The organism is Vibrio sp. (genome assembly GCF_047973365.1).
Taxonomy (GTDB): Bacteria; Pseudomonadota; Gammaproteobacteria; order Enterobacterales; family Vibrionaceae; genus Vibrio.
The window spans coordinates 12,507-30,054 of record NZ_JBKEBW010000175.1; the positions used below are offsets into that span (position 1 = coordinate 12,507).

General features: G+C 43.8%; 20 protein-coding genes. 3 read left to right on the forward strand and 17 right to left on the reverse strand.

Going from position 1 to position 17,548, the window contains the following annotated elements:
• Positions 1-263 precede the first annotated feature (263 nt).
• From nadA to cysS, 16 genes are all read right to left on the reverse strand, one after another.
• Positions 264-1,325 carry a quinolinate synthase NadA gene (gene nadA, locus ACK5MF_RS19495; protein ID WP_416924165.1) on the reverse strand — a complete coding sequence of 354 codons (1,062 nt, stop codon included), beginning with the start codon at positions 1,323-1,325 and terminating at the stop codon, positions 264-266.
• A 115-nt stretch (positions 1,326-1,440) separates the two neighbouring features.
• Complete coding sequence (gene ybgF, locus ACK5MF_RS19500; RefSeq protein ID WP_416924166.1) at positions 1,441-2,217, reverse strand: tol-pal system protein YbgF; 777 nt, start codon at positions 2,215-2,217, stop codon at positions 1,441-1,443.
• A 16-nt stretch (positions 2,218-2,233) separates the two neighbouring features.
• Positions 2,234-2,776 (reverse strand): peptidoglycan-associated lipoprotein Pal, encoded by a 543-nt coding sequence (pal, locus tag ACK5MF_RS19505; RefSeq protein ID WP_416924167.1) that lies wholly within the window; start codon positions 2,774-2,776, stop codon positions 2,234-2,236.
• Between the two features lie 28 nt (positions 2,777-2,804).
• A complete protein-coding gene (gene tolB, locus ACK5MF_RS19510; protein ID WP_416924168.1) occupies positions 2,805-4,157 on the reverse strand; it encodes a Tol-Pal system beta propeller repeat protein TolB in 1,353 nt (450 codons plus the stop codon).
• A gap of 14 nt (positions 4,158-4,171) precedes the next feature.
• On the reverse strand, positions 4,172-5,242 hold the full coding sequence (gene tolA, locus ACK5MF_RS19515) for a cell envelope integrity protein TolA (RefSeq protein ID WP_416924169.1): 1,071 nt from the start codon (positions 5,240-5,242) through the stop codon (positions 4,172-4,174).
• 14 nt (positions 5,243-5,256) lie between these two features.
• Positions 5,257-5,700: a protein TolR gene (gene tolR, locus ACK5MF_RS19520; RefSeq protein WP_416924170.1), complete on the reverse strand. Its 444-nt coding sequence runs from the start codon at positions 5,698-5,700 to the stop codon at positions 5,257-5,259.
• A 3-nt stretch (positions 5,701-5,703) separates the two neighbouring features.
• On the reverse strand, positions 5,704-6,387 hold the full coding sequence (tolQ, locus tag ACK5MF_RS19525; protein ID WP_416924171.1) for a protein TolQ: 684 nt from the start codon (positions 6,385-6,387) through the stop codon (positions 5,704-5,706).
• The gene (gene ybgC / locus ACK5MF_RS19530; RefSeq protein WP_416924172.1) at positions 6,377-6,784 is read right to left on the reverse strand and encodes a tol-pal system-associated acyl-CoA thioesterase; all 408 of its coding nucleotides are present in this window, start codon (positions 6,782-6,784) and stop codon (positions 6,377-6,379) included. The genes tolQ and ybgC overlap by 11 nt, the downstream gene beginning before the upstream one ends.
• Before the next feature lie 169 nt (positions 6,785-6,953).
• The gene (ybgE, locus tag ACK5MF_RS19535; RefSeq protein ID WP_416924173.1) at positions 6,954-7,259 is read right to left on the reverse strand and encodes a cyd operon protein YbgE; all 306 of its coding nucleotides are present in this window, start codon (positions 7,257-7,259) and stop codon (positions 6,954-6,956) included.
• Positions 7,252-7,359, reverse strand: coding sequence for a cytochrome bd-I oxidase subunit CydX (cydX, locus tag ACK5MF_RS19540; RefSeq protein WP_000270285.1), 108 nt, complete (start codon positions 7,357-7,359; stop codon positions 7,252-7,254). The genes ybgE and cydX overlap by 8 nt, the downstream gene beginning before the upstream one ends.
• Positions 7,360-7,371: 12 nt before the next feature.
• Entirely contained in the window at positions 7,372-8,508 is a 1,137-nt protein-coding gene (gene cydB / locus ACK5MF_RS19545; RefSeq protein ID WP_416924174.1) for a cytochrome d ubiquinol oxidase subunit II, read from the reverse strand.
• A gap of 15 nt (positions 8,509-8,523) precedes the next feature.
• Entirely contained in the window at positions 8,524-10,110 is a 1,587-nt protein-coding gene (gene cydA, locus ACK5MF_RS19550) for a cytochrome ubiquinol oxidase subunit I (protein ID WP_416924175.1), read from the reverse strand.
• A gap of 480 nt (positions 10,111-10,590) precedes the next feature.
• Entirely contained in the window at positions 10,591-11,595 is a 1,005-nt protein-coding gene (gene ruvB, locus ACK5MF_RS19555; RefSeq protein WP_416924176.1) for a Holliday junction branch migration DNA helicase RuvB, read from the reverse strand.
• A gap of 84 nt (positions 11,596-11,679) precedes the next feature.
• Positions 11,680-12,297 carry a Holliday junction branch migration protein RuvA gene (gene ruvA / locus ACK5MF_RS19560; protein ID WP_416924177.1) on the reverse strand — a complete coding sequence of 206 codons (618 nt, stop codon included), beginning with the start codon at positions 12,295-12,297 and terminating at the stop codon, positions 11,680-11,682.
• Positions 12,298-12,511: 214 nt separating this feature from the next.
• On the reverse strand, positions 12,512-13,033 hold the full coding sequence (gene ruvC, locus ACK5MF_RS19565; protein ID WP_416924178.1) for a crossover junction endodeoxyribonuclease RuvC: 522 nt from the start codon (positions 13,031-13,033) through the stop codon (positions 12,512-12,514).
• A gap of 68 nt (positions 13,034-13,101) precedes the next feature.
• Positions 13,102-14,484, reverse strand: coding sequence for a cysteine--tRNA ligase (gene cysS / locus ACK5MF_RS19570; RefSeq protein WP_416924179.1), 1,383 nt, complete (start codon positions 14,482-14,484; stop codon positions 13,102-13,104).
• A 145-nt stretch (positions 14,485-14,629) separates the two neighbouring features.
• On the opposite strand from cysS, the gene ACK5MF_RS19575 reads away from it, so the two are divergent.
• The 3 genes from ACK5MF_RS19575 to ACK5MF_RS19585 all read left to right on the forward strand — a co-directional run bounded on the left by ACK5MF_RS19575 (position 14,630) and on the right by ACK5MF_RS19585 (position 17,227).
• Positions 14,630-15,124 (forward strand): peptidylprolyl isomerase, encoded by a 495-nt coding sequence (locus ACK5MF_RS19575; protein ID WP_416924180.1) that lies wholly within the window; start codon positions 14,630-14,632, stop codon positions 15,122-15,124.
• 52 nt (positions 15,125-15,176) lie between these two features.
• Positions 15,177-15,905 carry a UDP-2,3-diacylglucosamine diphosphatase gene (lpxH, locus tag ACK5MF_RS19580; RefSeq protein WP_416924181.1) on the forward strand — a complete coding sequence of 243 codons (729 nt, stop codon included), beginning with the start codon at positions 15,177-15,179 and terminating at the stop codon, positions 15,903-15,905.
• 101 nt (positions 15,906-16,006) lie between these two features.
• Positions 16,007-17,227, forward strand: coding sequence for an EAL and HDOD domain-containing protein (locus ACK5MF_RS19585; RefSeq protein ID WP_416924182.1), 1,221 nt, complete (start codon positions 16,007-16,009; stop codon positions 17,225-17,227).
• 119 nt (positions 17,228-17,346) lie between these two features.
• Here the strand turns inward: ACK5MF_RS19585 and ACK5MF_RS19590 are convergent.
• On the reverse strand, positions 17,347-17,548 hold a 202-nt coding region (locus tag ACK5MF_RS19590; RefSeq protein ID WP_416918509.1), incomplete at its 5' end, for an IS3 family transposase.

A 17,548-nucleotide genomic window follows, 5' to 3' on the forward strand; every position in this document is an offset into this window, starting at 1 on the left:
CATAATTATACCATCCAAGGCAAAAATGTGATCAGATTGAACATCGGTGGAACAGCGAATGGACATCGAACACAAACACGCTTTATTTTTTTATAAGAGCGGCCTTCCATGGGGCTCCGCTGAGCCATCCTTGGCTCTGAGGGTTTGCTTATCGATGCCCATTCACTGATCAGAAAGTTTTCCAGACTAGTATTACTTGTCTTTTGCTTCTCCCCCTCAGTTGAGGGGGAAATCGACGGAATGGCATCAACACATAGCCGTATTTACGCGTTGCCTTTTACCTTAATGTTCAGTTGCTCAGCAAAATCCAACATACGATTTAATGGGATCAAAGACTTAACACGTAAATCTTCATCAACAAAAATTTCGTGCTCACTGCCACCATCTTTTAACGCTTTTTCAATCGCTTTTAAGCCGTTCATTGCCATCCAAGGACAATGCGCACAACTGCGACACGTTGCGCCTGCTCCAGCGGTTGGTGCTTCAATCAGTTCTTTTTCAGGCACTAACTGTTGCATCTTAAAGAAGATACCTTTATCAGTCGCAACAATCATTTTCTGATGGGGTAGCTCTTTAGCTGCTTTGATCAACTGACTTGTCGAACCCACTGCATCAGCCAGTTCAACAACGCTTGATGGAGATTCTGGGTGGACCAAGATAGCCGCTTCTGGGTAAAGACCTTTCATCTTCTTCAGCGCATCGGCGGAAAACTCATCGTGTACGACACACTCGCCTTGCCAAAGTAGCATATCAGCACCAGTTTTCTGCGCGATATAAGAACCTAAATGACGGTCAGGCCCCCAAATGATTTTCTTGCCTTCAGATTCAAGCTGTTCAACGATTTCCAATGCGATACTTGACGTCACAACCCAATCGGCACGAGCTTTCACCGCTGCAGAGGTATTGGCATAAACAACCACTGTATGATCAGGATGCGCATCACAAAATGCTGAGAATTTATCCGCTGGACAGCCAAGATCGAGTGAACACTCAGCCTCTAAGGTTGGCATTAAAATACGTTTTTCCGGGGTGAGGATCTTGGCTGACTCGCCCATAAAACGCACACCGGCAATAATTAGAGTACTTGCTGGGTGCCGGTTACCAAACTTCGCCATTTCCAGAGAATCACCAACAAACCCACCCGTCTCTTCAGCTAACGCTTGGATCTCAGGGTCGGTGTAATAATGCGCGATCAGAACTGCGTCTTTCTCTTTGAGTAGCTGTTTAATACTAGCAAGATAGGTCGCTTTCTCTTGCGCAGATAATGGGATCGGCTTAGCGGGGAATGGGTAAACCGTGTCGATTTTATCTAATATGTGGCTCATTGCTCATGCTCTATGCAACTTCCTTTAATCCGGGCATTGTACACCGACATAGATTAGATAGGCAAAAATGATTCCTTTAGCGAAAAAAGGCTGCCATTTGGCAACCTCTTCATTACTACTTCAGATTTTCACTCGCGACCTTCGCAGAAGCACTGGTCGGGTATTCATCAACCACTTGTTGATAATACTTTTTAGCTTGTGCGGCATTGTTATTTCGCTTGGCAAGATCGCCAAGTTTCACCAATGCATCTGCTCGCTTATTCGAGTCCTGATAAGAAACGACTGCAGCAAAACTGCTAACCGCTTCTTTGTCTTGCTTCTTAGCAAAATAAAGCTGCCCTAGCCAATAATGGGCGTTAGGAGCAAAGTTGGAGTTGGGATAATCTTTTTGAAACTTTTGAAAAGCGGCTATCGCACCAGCGTAGTCACGTTTCTTCAAAATGAGGTCAACAGCATTTTGGTAAGCCGCTTGTTCATCTGCATCGCTACTAAACGTACCTTGTGGGACATCTTCATCGCTTGATACTGCAACAGCAGAGGCAGGCTTTTTCGTTTCACTACGAACACGGTCAAGTTCGACAAACAACTCTCTTTGTCGCTGTAGCATTTGCTGCATGTCGTAGTTATTTTTTTCTATCTGCCCACGTAATTCATTAATTTCGAGAGCCATGGTGTCTAGCTGCTGCTGCATTTGTACTTGAAGACGCGCACGAGTTTCAAGCAGGCGTTCTAAACGCTGAACTTCAGATTCTGAAGAGGCAGTACGGCTAGAAGAAGCTTGGCTAGATGAATTATTGCTGAGATCAGATACTGGAGCTGGTGCAGCGAACGAACCGTTCGCTGCACTTGCCAGTAACGTAAGCGTGATCACGCGCTTTAAGTTACTGAACATGAGGTTCATCCTCGAATTAGTACACTAGAACTGCACGGCGGTTCTTAGCGTATGCATCGTCAGATTGGCCTAGCTGAAGAGGTTTTTCTTCACCGTAGCTAACGATAGAAATTTGGTCAGCTTGTACACCTAGAGCTTGTAGGTATTTTTCTACTGCTTGTGCACGACGCTCGCCTAGTGCGATGTTGTACTCTGGAGTACCGCGCTCATCAGCGTGGCCTTCGATGGTCACTTTTAGGCTAGGCATTTTGCTTAGGTAAGCTGCGTGAGCGGCTAGCATTTCTTCGTAATCACCAGCGATAGTTGCGTTATCGAATGCGAAGTAAATGGTAGAAGTTTCACGTAGAGCTTGCTCTTTAAGCTCTTGTTCAGATAGCTGACCGTTTTGATCCATTGGAGAAACAACGGTTGTGTCAACTTGGCCTTCTGTGCCTGAAGTTGTTTGGTTAGTTGTTTCAGAACCAGCGTTGTTTGCTGCGTCATCGCTTGAACTACAAGCTGTCACTGCTAGAACAGGTAGCGCAATTAGTAGCCCTTTAAGAACTTTATTAAGTTGCATCTTATTTTCCTTTATATTGTATTTTTCGCTATAAGAACGGAGACCAGGCAGGAGCGCGTACACGTCCGTTGGTTGCCGGTAATCTAGCTTTAAATCTTCCGTCTATTGAGACCATCGACAATACGTTGGTCTTGTCGTAGATGGAACTGTATATGACCATACCACCATTTGGCGCAATACTTGGAGACTCATCAAGCAAAGTTTTTGTAAGAACTTGCAAAGAACCCGTTTCCAGATCTTGTTTTGCCAAATTAAAACCCGAATTAGAACGATTCACCATCACCAGGAATCGACCATCTGGCGTAATTTGACCGCCTAAATTTTGGCTGCCCTGCCAAGTCAAACGCGTCGTTGCACGGTCTGACAAATTTACTTTATATATTTGTGGTTGACCACCCCGATCTGAGGTAAAAATCAACGATTTGCCGTCAGGATACCAGAATGGTTCCGTGTTATTGGAGCGACCACTCGTTATTTGTGTCAACTTGCGTGATGTCAGATCAAAAGTATAGACCTGTAACGTACCCGTTTTAGATAATACTAACGCCAACTGTTTTCCGTCAGGCGAAAATTTTGGCGCCCCATTATGACGTGGATATGACGTTATTTTTTCGCGAGTTCCGGTATAAATGTTCATCAGGTAAATTTCTGCCTGACCATTTTGGAAGCTAACATAAGCCAATGTTTTACCATCAGGAGACCATGAAGGTGACATGAGAGGCTGTTTAGAACGTAGAACCAGTCTTTCGTTATAACCGTCATAATCCGCAACACGTAATTGATATGGATACTGATCTTTATCGTTCACCACCACATAAGCAATACGAGTTAAAAATGCACCTTTTTCACCGGTAAGCTGTTCATAAACTAAATCTGAAATACGATGAGCATATTCACGTAATCGCTTCGCAGGTACGGTTGCCACTTTGTTGAACAACACATGATCTTTAGAAAGAACGAGCTGACCATCTGAACTCAATGTTTTGCCCTGACCTTGAGTCAGTTGCCCACGAACAACGTCAATCAATTGGTAACTGATAACATAATTACCTTCAGCATTTTGGCTGATACTACCGGTCAGCAATGCATCAACGCCAACGCCCGTCCAAGCATCAAATTTTACCTGAGCTTCAGTGTAGGGTGTCTGTGGCATTTTGCTTGTAGGAATTGGGCTGAATTTGCCGCTTCTTTGCAAGTCTGATGAAATCACAGATGAAACGTCCTGAGGCAATGGCGCAGAACCTTCCCATTTAAACGGAACAATGGCAATTGGACGCGCAGAATTAATACCATCGGTAATAATCAGCTCTAAAGCTGCGTTCGCATATTGCACGCTACTTGTTATGACAAGTACACATCCTAAAATCAATCGCTTTAACACAAGCTATATCCTTTTTACTCTGGTACTACAGTTAAATTAATATTCTTAAGTTTATCAACAACGTCTGGTTCATCTTTAGGCAAAGGGAAACTACTCACTTGTGCAATTGCACGTTTCGTCGCTGAACATAAACGAGCATCCCCGCCAAGAACAGAAACGTCACCGACAATGGCTCCTGTACCGGTTGGAATCAAACGTAAATTCACTTTACACTCTTTGCCCTTGAAGCTGTCTTCTATCAACAAATTTTGTTGGATCAATTGCGTGTAAATTGCTCCCCAGCGCATCGATTCATCAGAGACGTACTGTGAGCGTGCAGATGAGTTCTGTGCAGCTTCGGTTTCTAAACCTGAAAAAATACTGTTTAGTGCTTTTTCCTGCTCTTTACGCTCACGTTCCAATTTGTCGAGACGCTCTTTTTCTAATCTGGCTTTTTCAGCCGCCTCTTTTGCCGCTTTTTCTTTCGCTATTCGTTGTTGCTCTGCTTTTTCGGCAGCTTCACGCTCACGACGCGCTTTTTCTTGCGCCTCTTGAGCGGCTTTTTCTTTCGCGACTCTTTCCTGTTCAGCTTTTGCTGCCGCGGCTTCTTTTGCAACTCGTTCCGCTTCTGCTTTTGCAACAGCCGCTTCTTTCGTCTTACGCTCTGCTTCTGCCTTCGCAGCTTGTTCTTTAGCTACTCGCGCTTTTTCAGCCGCAACTTTTTGTTGCTCTTCTTGCTCTTGACGACGTTTTTCTGCTTCTCTGGTTGCTTTTGCTTCTTTGGCTTGCTGCTCTTTGAGTTTACGAATTCGTTCTTCTTCAGCTTTACGATTTTTCTCAAGCTGTTCGCTTTCTCTGCGTAATTTGTCTAAACGGTCTTGCTCTTTCTTCGAAGCAGCGTCGCGTTGACTGCGAATTTTGTCCGCTTGCTGGCGAACTAAATTAGGATCTATGACCACCGCCTGTACCATTTGCCCTGAAGGCTCTGGCTTAGACATAGTGAAATCAGTCCCCCACAACAATGCAGCAACCAATACTGCATGAAGACCGATAGATATCGCTATCGGTTTACTATATGAACTTTTTTTCGACTTATGATCTTTCATGAACGACGTTAAGCCTACCCTTTGATATCCGTTAACAAGCCAACTTTTGGTATACCAGCTCGGCTTAACTCATCCAAAACAAGCACCACCTCTGCGTATGGTGTAGCGGCGTCGCCACCTACAGCCACTGGAGAATTTGGTTTTAAAGACAATTCAGCTTTTACTCTAACGATAATATCTTGTAACGACAAACCTCGTTGCACTTCTTCATCGTTAACGCTTAACCCTAAGTTACCTTCTTTATCGATTTCAACAATGATAAAGCTTGCGTCGCTATCACCCGCCATTTCAGAAGCTGGCTTTGCCGTTGAGGTCTTAGGCAGCTCGACATCCACACCCTGAGTCACAAACGGCGAGGTCACCATAAAGATGATCAATAGCACCAACATAACATCGATGTAGGGTACAACGTTGATTTCGGCGGTAAGTTTACGTTTTTTAGGCTGATAACCGGCCATGAATTATTCCCTACCCGCCATTGCTTGACGGTGCAAAATACTATGGAATTCTTCAGAAAACGTAGCATAAGAGTGTTCTAACTTACTCACCGTATTACTTAAACGGTTATATGCCATTACCGCAGGAATCGCAGCAAACAAGCCCATCGCTGTCGCGACAAGTGCTTCGGCAATACCAGGGGCAACCATAGCTAATGTCGCCTGTTTTACCGCGCCTAACGCAATAAATGCATGCATGATACCCCATACGGTACCAAACAAACCGATATATGGGCTGATAGAACCGACTGTGGCGAGGAATGGCAGATTGGTCTCTAGTTCTTCAACTTCACGAGCGACAGAAACACGCATTGCTCGGCCTGTTCCTTCCATCACGAAGTCTGGCGAGTCGGCATTCGTTTTACGTAAACGGGCAAATTCGGTAAAACCTGAGTAGAAGATCTCTTCTGTACCCATGATTTCATCTTTACGTTTTTTCACATCTTGATAGAGAACAGCTAAATCGCTACCCGACCAAAACTTGTCTTCAAAGGTTTCTGCATCTTTTGTCGCTTGTGACAAAACTTTATAACGTTTGATGATCATCGCCCATGAAACAATCGACATTCCCAGAAGAATAAGCATCACCATTTTGACTAACAAACTGGCCTGAAGGAATAGGTCAAGAATTGAAATATCAGCTTGCACTGTTGGTTAACTCCGAAATAATTAATTGAGGCATGGCCTTAGGTTTCATCCTCTCATTGTCGATACATGCTACCTTAACTATTGCTTTACACAACACCTTGTTATCAGGATTGACGAGCTCCTGACAGAATATTAGCGATGCTTTCTTTAGTTCTGAAATCGTTGTAATAACGTTGAGTTGATCATCCAATCGCGCACCTTGAATAAAATCGATATCAGCATGTCTGACAACAAAACCAATTCGTTGTTCCAATAAAACCTGTTGAGAGACTCCGATTGAGCGCAGCATCTCAGTGCGAGCTCTTTCAAAGAATTTGAGGTAGTTCGAATGATAGACGACACCACCAGCATCGGTGTCTTCATAATAAATAGTGATTGGCCAACGAAACGCTTTCATAGTCTTGGATTAAATACTTTACCGAAAGAGGTTTAACTATAACGCAACTCGTTGTCGATAGTACAAGGGGGAATGAAGTATTTCGTAACAGAGTGTCAAAAAAATTAGCGCTACCTCAAAGAGAAAGCGCTAATTCGTTCAATTATTCATCAACTGCAATATCAATCACTTAAGCGAGAAACCTCATCGCAGTGAAAATCAGCAGTATTGGCAGTGAAATGTACGGGCTAAACAATAGCTGCCAAACCCAAAACCGCGGTTTAAAGCCTACGCCAAACACCATACTTGAGCACATTGCCCAAATGATCATTGGCGATACAACGGCGTTGAAACCGCCAATGCTGTCAGCATACGATTCTGGATTCCACATGATGGACAGCAGATGATAGAAACCCAGCACTAAAGATAAAGCCTTAAACAAGGCTTTATCTATTGGAGAGTGGAACTTGGCAACCTGAGTCGACAAGTTATTCACTATCTTTATCCATCATTTCAGTGTGCTCTAGCCAAAGAGCATTGATGATGCCAAATGCACAAGCGAGTAATACGCCTAAAATCCATGCAAAGTACCACATAGTTGTTGCTCCTTAGTAAAGTGAGTTTTTGTTTTCTTCAATAAACTTGTTATCAAGACGACCAAACATCTTGTAGTAAGTCCATGAAGTGTACGCCAAGATGATTGGCACCATGACGAAGGCAACACCAGTCATCAGATTCAGAGTCAGTTCGCTCGATGTAGAATCCCACATGGTTAAGCTGCTCTTAGGATCTAAGCTTGATGGCATGATAAATGGGAACATTGCCAAACCTGCCGTGAAGATAACACCAGCATTACCCAAACTTGAAGCTAAGAACGCAAAGCCACCTTTTTCAAAGCGTGAAGCCAGTGCAGCAAGCAGTGGCATAACCACACCAAGTGCAGGCGCAGCCCACATTAGCGGATACTGTTCAAAGTTATGCATCCAAGCACCCACTTCGCGCATAACTTCTTTGTTTAGCGGGTTAGACACGGCATTGCCATCAATACCACCTGCAATCACATAGCCTTCAATTCCCTGAATCCAGAAGCCGGCGGCAATAAATGCCACGGTCGTTAACAGACCCATTAGCTGAGCAACGCTACGGGCACGAACATGAACCGCATCTGTTGTCTTCATCTGTAGCCAAGAAGCGCCTTGTAGAAGGATCATAAATAAGCTGACCAAACCACACAGCAGTGCAAATGGATTTAGCAGACCAAAGAATGAACCATGGTAAGTTGGCATTAGAAATTCATTCAATTGGAATGGTACACCTTGCAGCAAGTTACCAAACGCCACACCAAAGATGACTGGCGGAACAAAACCACTGATGGAAATACAGATATCCCACGCATTACGCCATTTTGCGTATTCGATTTTTGAACGGTAATCCAAGCCTAGAGGACGTAACCAAAGCGCCGCTAGCGTGACGATCATTGCCAGGTAAAAACCCGAGAATGACGTTGCGTACACCAAAGGCCAGGCGGCGAATAACGCACCACCGGCGGTGATTAACCATACTTGGTTACCATCCCAGTGAGGAGCGATAGAGTTAATCATTACGCGACGTTCATTGTCGTTTTTGCCGATAATCGGGACTAGAGCACCAACGCCCATGTCAAAGCCATCTGTAATTGCGAAGCCAACCAGTAAGACACCAATGAGTACCCACCAGATTAGTCGCAAGATTTCATAATCAAACATATCTTCTCTCCTTGCTTATGCTTCTACTTGGCGACTAACTTTGTCTTCTACAGAGTTAGCGTCTTGCTCAAAATGGTAACGACCGGTTTTAAGGCTACTTGGACCTTTACGAGCAAACTTAACCATTAGATACGTTTCAGCAATTAGGAATACTGTATACAGAGCGATAATCGCGAACAGAGAAGTCCAGATTTCGCCAGCACTTAGCGCAGAGGCTGCCACATTGGTTGGTAATATTTCACCCACGGCCCATGGCTGACGACCATATTCAGCGACAAACCAACCCGCTTCGATCGCAATCCAAGGTAGAGGAATACTGAATAACGCCGCTTTAAGAACCCAAGGTTTTTGTTCGATTTTTTGACGGCAGGTTTGTACAAACGCCATACCAAACACAAACAGCATGATAAAACCAACGCCGACCATCACACGGAATGACCAGAACAGCGGCCATACAGTTGGAATCGAATCATCCGCAGCAGCCTGGATCTGCGCTTCCGATGCATCAGTCACTTTGTCGGTATAACGCTTAAGCAGCAAACCATAACCCAGGTCATTTTTCACTTCGTCAAATGCTGTCATGTTCTCTGATGACTTATCACCAGCACGAAGCTTTTCAAGAAGATCATAGGCATACATACCGTTGCGAATACGATCTACGTGTTCTTCACGCAAATCACGCAAGCCTTTTACTTCGGTATCGAATGAACGCGTCGCAATAATACCCATCACATAGGGGATTTTAATCGCGTAATCCGTATTCATGGTTTCCTGGTTTGGAAGACCAAGCATAGTGAATGCTGCCGGAGCTGGCTCTGTATGCCATTCTGCTTCGATAGCCGCGAGCTTCACTTTCTGCACTTCGCCAACTTCATAACCCGATTCATCACCCAGTACGATGACCGACAGAACCGCCGCCATACCAAAGGATGAAGCAATAGCGAAAGAACGACGAGCAAAAGCGACATCACGTCCTTTTAGTAGGTAGTAAGAACTGATACCGAGAATGAACATGGCACCTGTGGTGTAACCAGAAGCCACCGTATGCACAAATTTAACCTGAGCAACCGGGTTAAATACAACTTCCGCAAAGCTCACCATTTCCATACGCATGGTTTCGAAGTTGAATTCGGCACCCACAGGGTTTTGCATCCAGCCGTTAGCGATCAAGATCCAAAGTGCAGAGAAGTTTGAACCTAGTGCTACTAACCACGTAACCGCCAAATGTTGACGCTTGGTTAAGCGGTCCCATCCAAAGAAGAATAAACCGACAAAGGTAGATTCAAGGAAAAACGCTACTAGGGCTTCGATAGCAAGAGGTGCACCAAAAATGTCGCCTACGTAGTGTGAGTAATAAGACCAGTTGGTACCAAACTGGAATTCCATGGTCAGGCCTGTCGCCACGCCCAACGCGAAGTTGATACCGAAAAGCTTACCCCAGAACTTAGTCATGTCCTTGTAGATCTGCTTGTCAGTCATTACATATAATGACTCCATAATGGCGAGTAAAAACGCCATACCGAGAGTCAATGGAACGAACAAGAAGTGATACATCGCTGTCAGCGCGAACTGCAACCGCGACAGATCAACTACGTCAATCATAGTAACTCCTTTGTGTCGGCTGAATGACACCTTTATGACATATTACAACGACCAACATATCTGTTAACGATAATTCACACTTGTTGCCAGCTAGCGGTAAGTTGTTGCAATTATGTGCTTTTGTGGTTAGTTAATTGTTAAGTAACGGCTAATATAGCTTGAACTAATACTACTTAGAAAAAACCTACGTTTCAAAAGATTTATCAGACAAAACCGCCTTGATTTAAATCAAATTAGATGCGTGATTTTTCGTCAATATCACAACAAAATGATACAGATCAACTAAACATGAACTTTATTGTTAGTATTAGGTAAAAATTATCGGAGGGGGTGATTTTTTGAGAACAAAAGGTTAACAAGATCACAAACTTTGCCAACCCTTGTTAAAGTTTTAAGATTTTTAAAATGTGACATTAATCACACATTGCCTGCCTGCATTTTAATCAAACAGCATTGTATCTTTGTTTTTGCAAAGCAAATTTATTTTTCCAAACCAAAATGAAGATAAGCGCGATCGGTAGCAATACGGCCACGAGGCGTTCTTTGTAAATAACCCTGCTGAATTAAATACGGTTCTATAACATCTTCGATGGTATCTTTCTCTTCACCGATTGCCGCGGCAAGGTTATCAAGACCAACGGGGCCGCCAGAAAACTTCTCCATAATGGCGAGAAGAAGTTTTCGGTCCATATAGTCAAAACCCTGATGATCCACATCCAACATATTTAATGCTTTGTCCGCCGTTTCATCACAGATATGCCCATTACCTTTGACTTCAGCATAATCTCGTACCCGGCGTAACAAACGGTTGGCAATACGAGGAGTACCACGCGCTCGACGAGCAATTTCCAATGCGCCTTCGCTATCCATAGACAAGCCTAAGCAGTTGGCACTGCGCTGCACAATATGCTGTAAGTCGGCAATTTTATAATATTCGAGACGTTGAACGATACCAAAGCGGTCTCTTAATGGTGAAGTTAGTGAACCAGCTCGGGTCGTTGCACCAATAAGAGTAAAGGGTGGAAGGTCGATTTTGATCGAGCGAGCCGCAGGCCCTTCACCAATCATAATGTCTAGCTGATAATCTTCCATTGCCGGATAAAGGACTTCTTCAACCATTGGGCTTAAACGATGTATTTCATCAATGAAAAGCACATCGTTCTCTTCTAAGTTGGTCAGCAGTGCTGCGAGATCACCTGCCTTTTCCAGCACCGGCCCTGACGTGGTACGGATATTCACTTCCATCTCATTGGCAACAATATTGGCGAGCGTTGTTTTACCCAGACCTGGAGGGCCAAATATCAACAAATGGTCGAGCGCTTCACTACGCATTTGCGCGGCTTTGATAAAAATATCCATCTGATCACGAACGTGATCCTGACCTTGATAATCGGCCAATTTCTTAGGACGAATCGCACGATCAATCACCTCTTCATCTTTAAATGAAGGGTTCATTGGAGCAATGAGGCGATCTGCTTCAATCATATTTACTTTCCTAACGTCTGCTCTTCATCGTTGTTATGTGTCAGTACTTCTAAGATAAAACACGTCCGCAATAAACCAAACATTCTAAACCATGGATTTCAATGCTTCACGAATCAGTTGCTCACTGCTCATACCCGGTTTAGCCACTTGCGAAACCACTTTCGCGGCTTGTGGTGCTTTATAACCTAATGAGAGCAGAGCACTAACTGCTTCATCTTCTGCACCTTGCTCTTGAGCATGAGGTCGAGAATCAATGGGTGCGGCATCAGTAGCCGGTGTAAACAGATCTCCTGCCCCCCAGCCTTTCAAGCGGTCTTTCATTTCAACTACTAGACGCTCGGCCGTTTTTTTACCTACACCCGGCAGTTTAACCAAAGTTGAAATGTCTTCTCTCTCAACACAAGAGACAAATTGAGAAGCCGTCATACCAGACAGAATACCCAAGCCCATTTTCGGGCCGACACCATTAGCTTTAATCACTTCACGAAACAGAGCCCGCTCACTTACGGTATTGAAACCATAAAGAAGCTGAGCATCTTCTCTGACAACAAAATGAGTATAGATAATGGCTTCTTCTCCAATGTTTGGCAGTTCATAGAAGCAACTCATTGGCATTTGTACTTCATAACCAATGCCGCCAACTTCAATTAATAGTTCTGGTGGTTGCTTTTCTATAAGAGTACCGCGAAGACGTCCAATCACTTGAGATTCCTTGGGTTGGGAAATTGAATAATACTTTTTCGTCATTCCAGCGAAGGCTGGAATCGACTTACAACGCACACCTTAATTAGATTCCAGATATTTCGTTCCGAAATTCTCGAATGACGAATAATAAAGGTTTGCTGTAACTCTGAAGATGATAATAAATAACTGGATATATAGCCAGTAAAAGATATTTAGTCAGCGAGCAGGATAATCAACGATAACGACCTTTTTTCGCACCTGTCGCCTTGCCTGCTAATGCAACAAGTGTTTTATTGGTATTGGCATGACAAATAGCGACACCCAACGCATCGGCAGCATCGGCTTGAGGTTTGGCGGGTAGCTTCAACATTTGCTGAACCATATGTTGCACTTGAGATTTATCAGCACCACCAGTGCCAACAACCGCTTGTTTTATTAATCTTGCCGCGTATTCATAGACTGGAAGGTCGGCATTCACTGCGGCGACGATAGCACTACCTCTCGCCTGTCCTAACTTGAGTGCGGAATCGGCATTCTTCGCCATAAAGACTTGCTCGATAGCAAATACATCCGGTTGAAACTGGGTAATGATTTCTGTCACGCCCGCGTAGATTTGCTTTAAACGCGCAGGAAGATCTTTTTCTGAGGTACGAATACAGCCACTACCTAAATAGAAGAGGTGTCTGCCTTGTTGTTTGATCACGCCGTAACCCGTGATACGAGAGCCGGGGTCAATCCCTAAAATAATCGACATTCAGTGCCATTATGATGATTTGATGAACACAAAATGAAAGTGGGCTCACGCCCACCCTCACTAACGAATTACTTACGACGCCAAGTTGTTCCTGCTGGGCCATCTTCCAGAACGATACCCATCTCGTTTAACTTGTCACGAGCCAAATCCGCATTCGCCCAATCTTTTGCCGCACGTGAATCATTACGCAGTTTGATCAACGCTTCGATTTCCGCCGTTTCATCGTCATCACCCTCTCCGCCTTTAAGGAAAGCTTCCGGGTCTTGGTAAAGAATACCAATCACATCTGCCAGTTCGCGCATTAATGCGCCAAGAGCACTGGCGCGTACCATATCTTCGTTTTTCAGGCGGTTAATTTCACGCGCCATATCAAACAGTACCGAGTAGGCTTCAGGGGTATTGAAGTCATCGTTCATCGCAATGGTAAAGCGAGTTAGGTACTCTTCACCACCTGCCGCTGCCACATTGATATCTAAACCACGCAGCGCTGTGTATAAACGTTCAAGCGAGGCGCGAGATTGGTTTAAGTTTTCTTCGCTGTAATTAAGCTGACTGCGATAATGACCCGACATCAGGAAGTAACGCACTGTCTCTTGATCGTAGTGGTTCAATACATCACGAATAGTGAAGAAGTTGCCCAGTGATTTTGACATTTTTTCTCTGTCTACCATCACCATACCACTGTGCATCCAGGTATTAACGTATTGAGTACCGTGCGCGCAGCAAGATTGGGCAATTTCATTTTCATGGTGCGGGAACATAAGATCAGAGCCACCACCGTGAATATCGAAATGATTACCTAAGATAGAAGAGTTCATTGCTGAACATTCAATATGCCAACCCGGACGACCTGCTCCCCATGGCGATTCCCAAGTCGGTTCTCCCGGTTTAGACATTTTCCAAAGCACAAAGTCTAATGGGCTACGTTTTGCTGTTTCGATATCAACACGAGCACCTGCTTGAAGTTGCTCCAAGTCTTGACGTGACAACTTACCGTATTCATCGTATTTACTGACTTCAAACATCACATCGCCGTTATCTGCCACGTAAGCAAAGCCGCGGGCAATCAAACGCTCTACTAATTCGATAATTTCATCGATATAAGCCGTAGCGCGAGGCTCGACATCAGGACGTTTAATGTTTAAAGCATCAAAGTCGGTATACATTTCTTGAATCAAACGTTCAGTCAATGAATCGCAAGACTCCTGATTTTCAGACGCACGCTTGATAATTTTGTCGTCGATATCCGTGATGTTACGCACAAAGGTTAAATCGTAACCCAAGTAACGAAGATAACGGGCAACCACATCAAAAGAAACAAAAGTACGACCATGGCCGATATGACAAAGATCGTATATGGTCACTCCACAGACATACATGCCGACTTTGCCAGCAGTAATGGGTTTAAATTCCTCTTTCTGTTTTGTTAGTGAGTTATATATTTTCAGCATGATCTTTATCTAATTACCGTTACAACCAAAATAGTGGTGCAGTATAACAACTCTGTTATCGCTAGGTCATCCATTTGATGTTTTGAATGCGCAAAAAGTTAGGCTAAAATCCTTTATTCATACAAAACAAGCAAAGGTAATGCACATGATCACCCTTCATACCAACTTTGGTGACATTAAAGTTCAGCTGAACACAGAACAAGCGCCAGAAACTAGCGCAAACTTTTTACAGTACTGCCGTGATGGTTTTTACGACAACACACTATTTCACCGTGTTATCGATGGTTTCATGATCCAAGGTGGCGGTATGACTTCTGGTCTGCGTGAAAAAGAGACTCGCGCACCTATTCGTAACGAAGCAAACAACGGCCTAAGCAACAAAGTGGGCACGCTTGCTATGGCTCGTACTATGGAACCGCATTCTGCAAGTTCTCAGTTCTTTATCAACGTCAACAACAACACATTTCTCGACTTCCGTTCAGAAAGCCTAAACGGTTGGGGTTACTGTGTTTTTGCTGAAGTTGTCGAAGGCATGGACGTAGTAAACAAGATCAAAGGCGTAAGCACCGGCTCTTACGGTATGCACCAGGACGTACCACTAGAAGATGTTGTTATCACTGGTACCACAATCGAAGAGTAATCTTTATTAAGCGGAGCGTGAAATATGCTCCGCTGCTTTAATGACCTATTTTATGCATACATTATTTATTTCAGACCTTCATCTGACTCCCAAACGCCCAGATATTACCGATTGTTTTATGACTTTTATGCACGATGATGCTCCAAAAGCGGACGCATTATACGTATTGGGCGACCTTTTCGATTTCTGGATTGGCGACGATGACCCAACCGACTTTGCCCAGCAGATAAAACACGAATTTAAAGCTTTAGTGGCGAAAGGCGTACCTGTCTTTTTCTCGCACGGTAACCGAGATTTTCTGGTTGGGAAAAAATTTGCCAAGCACACGGGTGTGACTTTACTTGATGAAGAGCATGTCATCGACTTATATGGTCACCAAGTGGTTGTCTTGCATGGCGATACGCTTTGTACCGAAGATTTGCGTTACTTGGCATTCCGGGAAAAAGTTCACAAACCTTGGTTGCAATGGCTATTCAACCGTCTACCGTTTTTCATCAAAACTCGTATTGTGCGAAAAATCCAAGCCGATACCAGTAACGATAAAAGCAACAAATCAATGACCATTATGGATGTCACGCCAAGTGAAGTGTTATCTGTGCTGAATAAACACCATGTAGATACTATGATTCACGGTCACACCCACCGCCCTAATATTCATAAAATAACGACGGATAAGGGTGAAAGAACTCGCATAGTGTTAGGTGACTGGTACACGCAAGGCTCTATGCTTGTGTACACAAAAGATGGTTATGAGCTGAAAAATAAGAAATTTTTATCATAGAAATAGTGATCACACTCGTATAAGGATTTGAGTAGTGACGCAGAATATAGGCTTAATATTGATATAATCACCACACCAATAAATGGAGTTAGGGTGAAGCCTTGAAGTATTCATATATCGCCAGACAACCTATATTAGATGCTAACCGAAAGATTTTTGGTTATGAACTGCTATTCAGAGACGGACCCAAGAATACCTTTCCAGAGATCGATCCTGATAAAGCAACCAGTATGTTGCTGTCGGATCATTTCCTCTCAACCCATTATCAAACTCTGGGTAAGCATGTTGGGTTCGTCAACTTTCCCTATCAGAGTTTAGTTAATCTTGTGCCTACGCTCTTTCCTTCGGACAGTTTGGTGGTTGAAGTGCTGGAAGATTGTCAGCCGACCGCAGAGTTATTAACGGCTATCAAAAAAATGGCCAAACAAGGCTATAGCATTGCTCTGGATGACTTTGTACCAAGCAAGGAGTGGCAACCGTTTTTACCTTATATTTCCTATATCAAATTTGATATACGCACTGTTACTATCGCTAAAGCTGGCGCATTCATCAGCAAACTTAAAGGCGCAAAAATTAAATTTTTGGCTGAGAAAGTAGAAAATTATCAGGAGTTCGAACAAGCCAAACAAGCCGGGTTTGAACTGTTTCAGGGCTACTTTTTTAGTAAGCCGGAAATGATTCGACGCAAAGCCTTGCAGCCAACCTTGTTAACTATTGTTCAACTGTGTAAAGAGATAGCCAAAGAAGAGATAGACTACAAAGAGCTTGAATCACTAATAACACGCGACTTATCGCTATCCTATAAGCTTTTGACGTTTGTTAATGCGTCATCGATGGTCAGTTCCAAGATCCAGTCTTTTAAACAAGCCTTGGTCTATCTGGGCGAACAACGTCTGCGACAGTTCATATCACTGGTAGCCATCGCATCAACAGACAGCTCGAAGCCGAACTACCTTTACGGGCTTTCCATTCAACGCGCGCGCTTTTGTCAATTGGCCTGGAGTAAAAGCGCACAACGAGGTGATTCAGACCTTGCATTCCTGACCGGCATGTTTTCATTGCTCGATTGTTTGTTAGATCAGTCTCTGCAAGCCATTGTAGAAGCCATTCCTATTGATGAGAAGATAAAAACAGCGCTGATTAAGGGCGAAGGTGCACTGGGTAAAATATTATTTCTGTCTATCGCCTATGAACACGCAGATTGGGATCAAGTGTCCACTCTGGCTCGTAACTTAAAGCTTAATGATACGGAATTAAGTCAATGTTACGACGAGGCACTTAAGTGGAGCGCAGACTTACTGAACGTTGGTTCTAGACTTTAGCTACCTAGACTTTAACTACGTAAGCCCCTAAACTTGGCTTCACTTTGCGTAATACCAATCAGTTAAGAGGATCCTCGTTCCCATGCTCTGAAGTGACCCCATAAAGTTGGACATTTCTGTTAAGCGGCTTGCAAGGCCTGATTTCGATATTCTATCGGAGTCAGGCCTTTAAATTTCACCTTAATCCGTTTTGTATTGTAATACTCTATATATTCTTCGATATTTGCAATCAGTTCATCAGCATCAGTGAAGCTTTGACCGTGATACATCTCTGTTTTGAGTAAAGCGAAGAAGTTTTCAGCCACTGCATTATCTAAACAG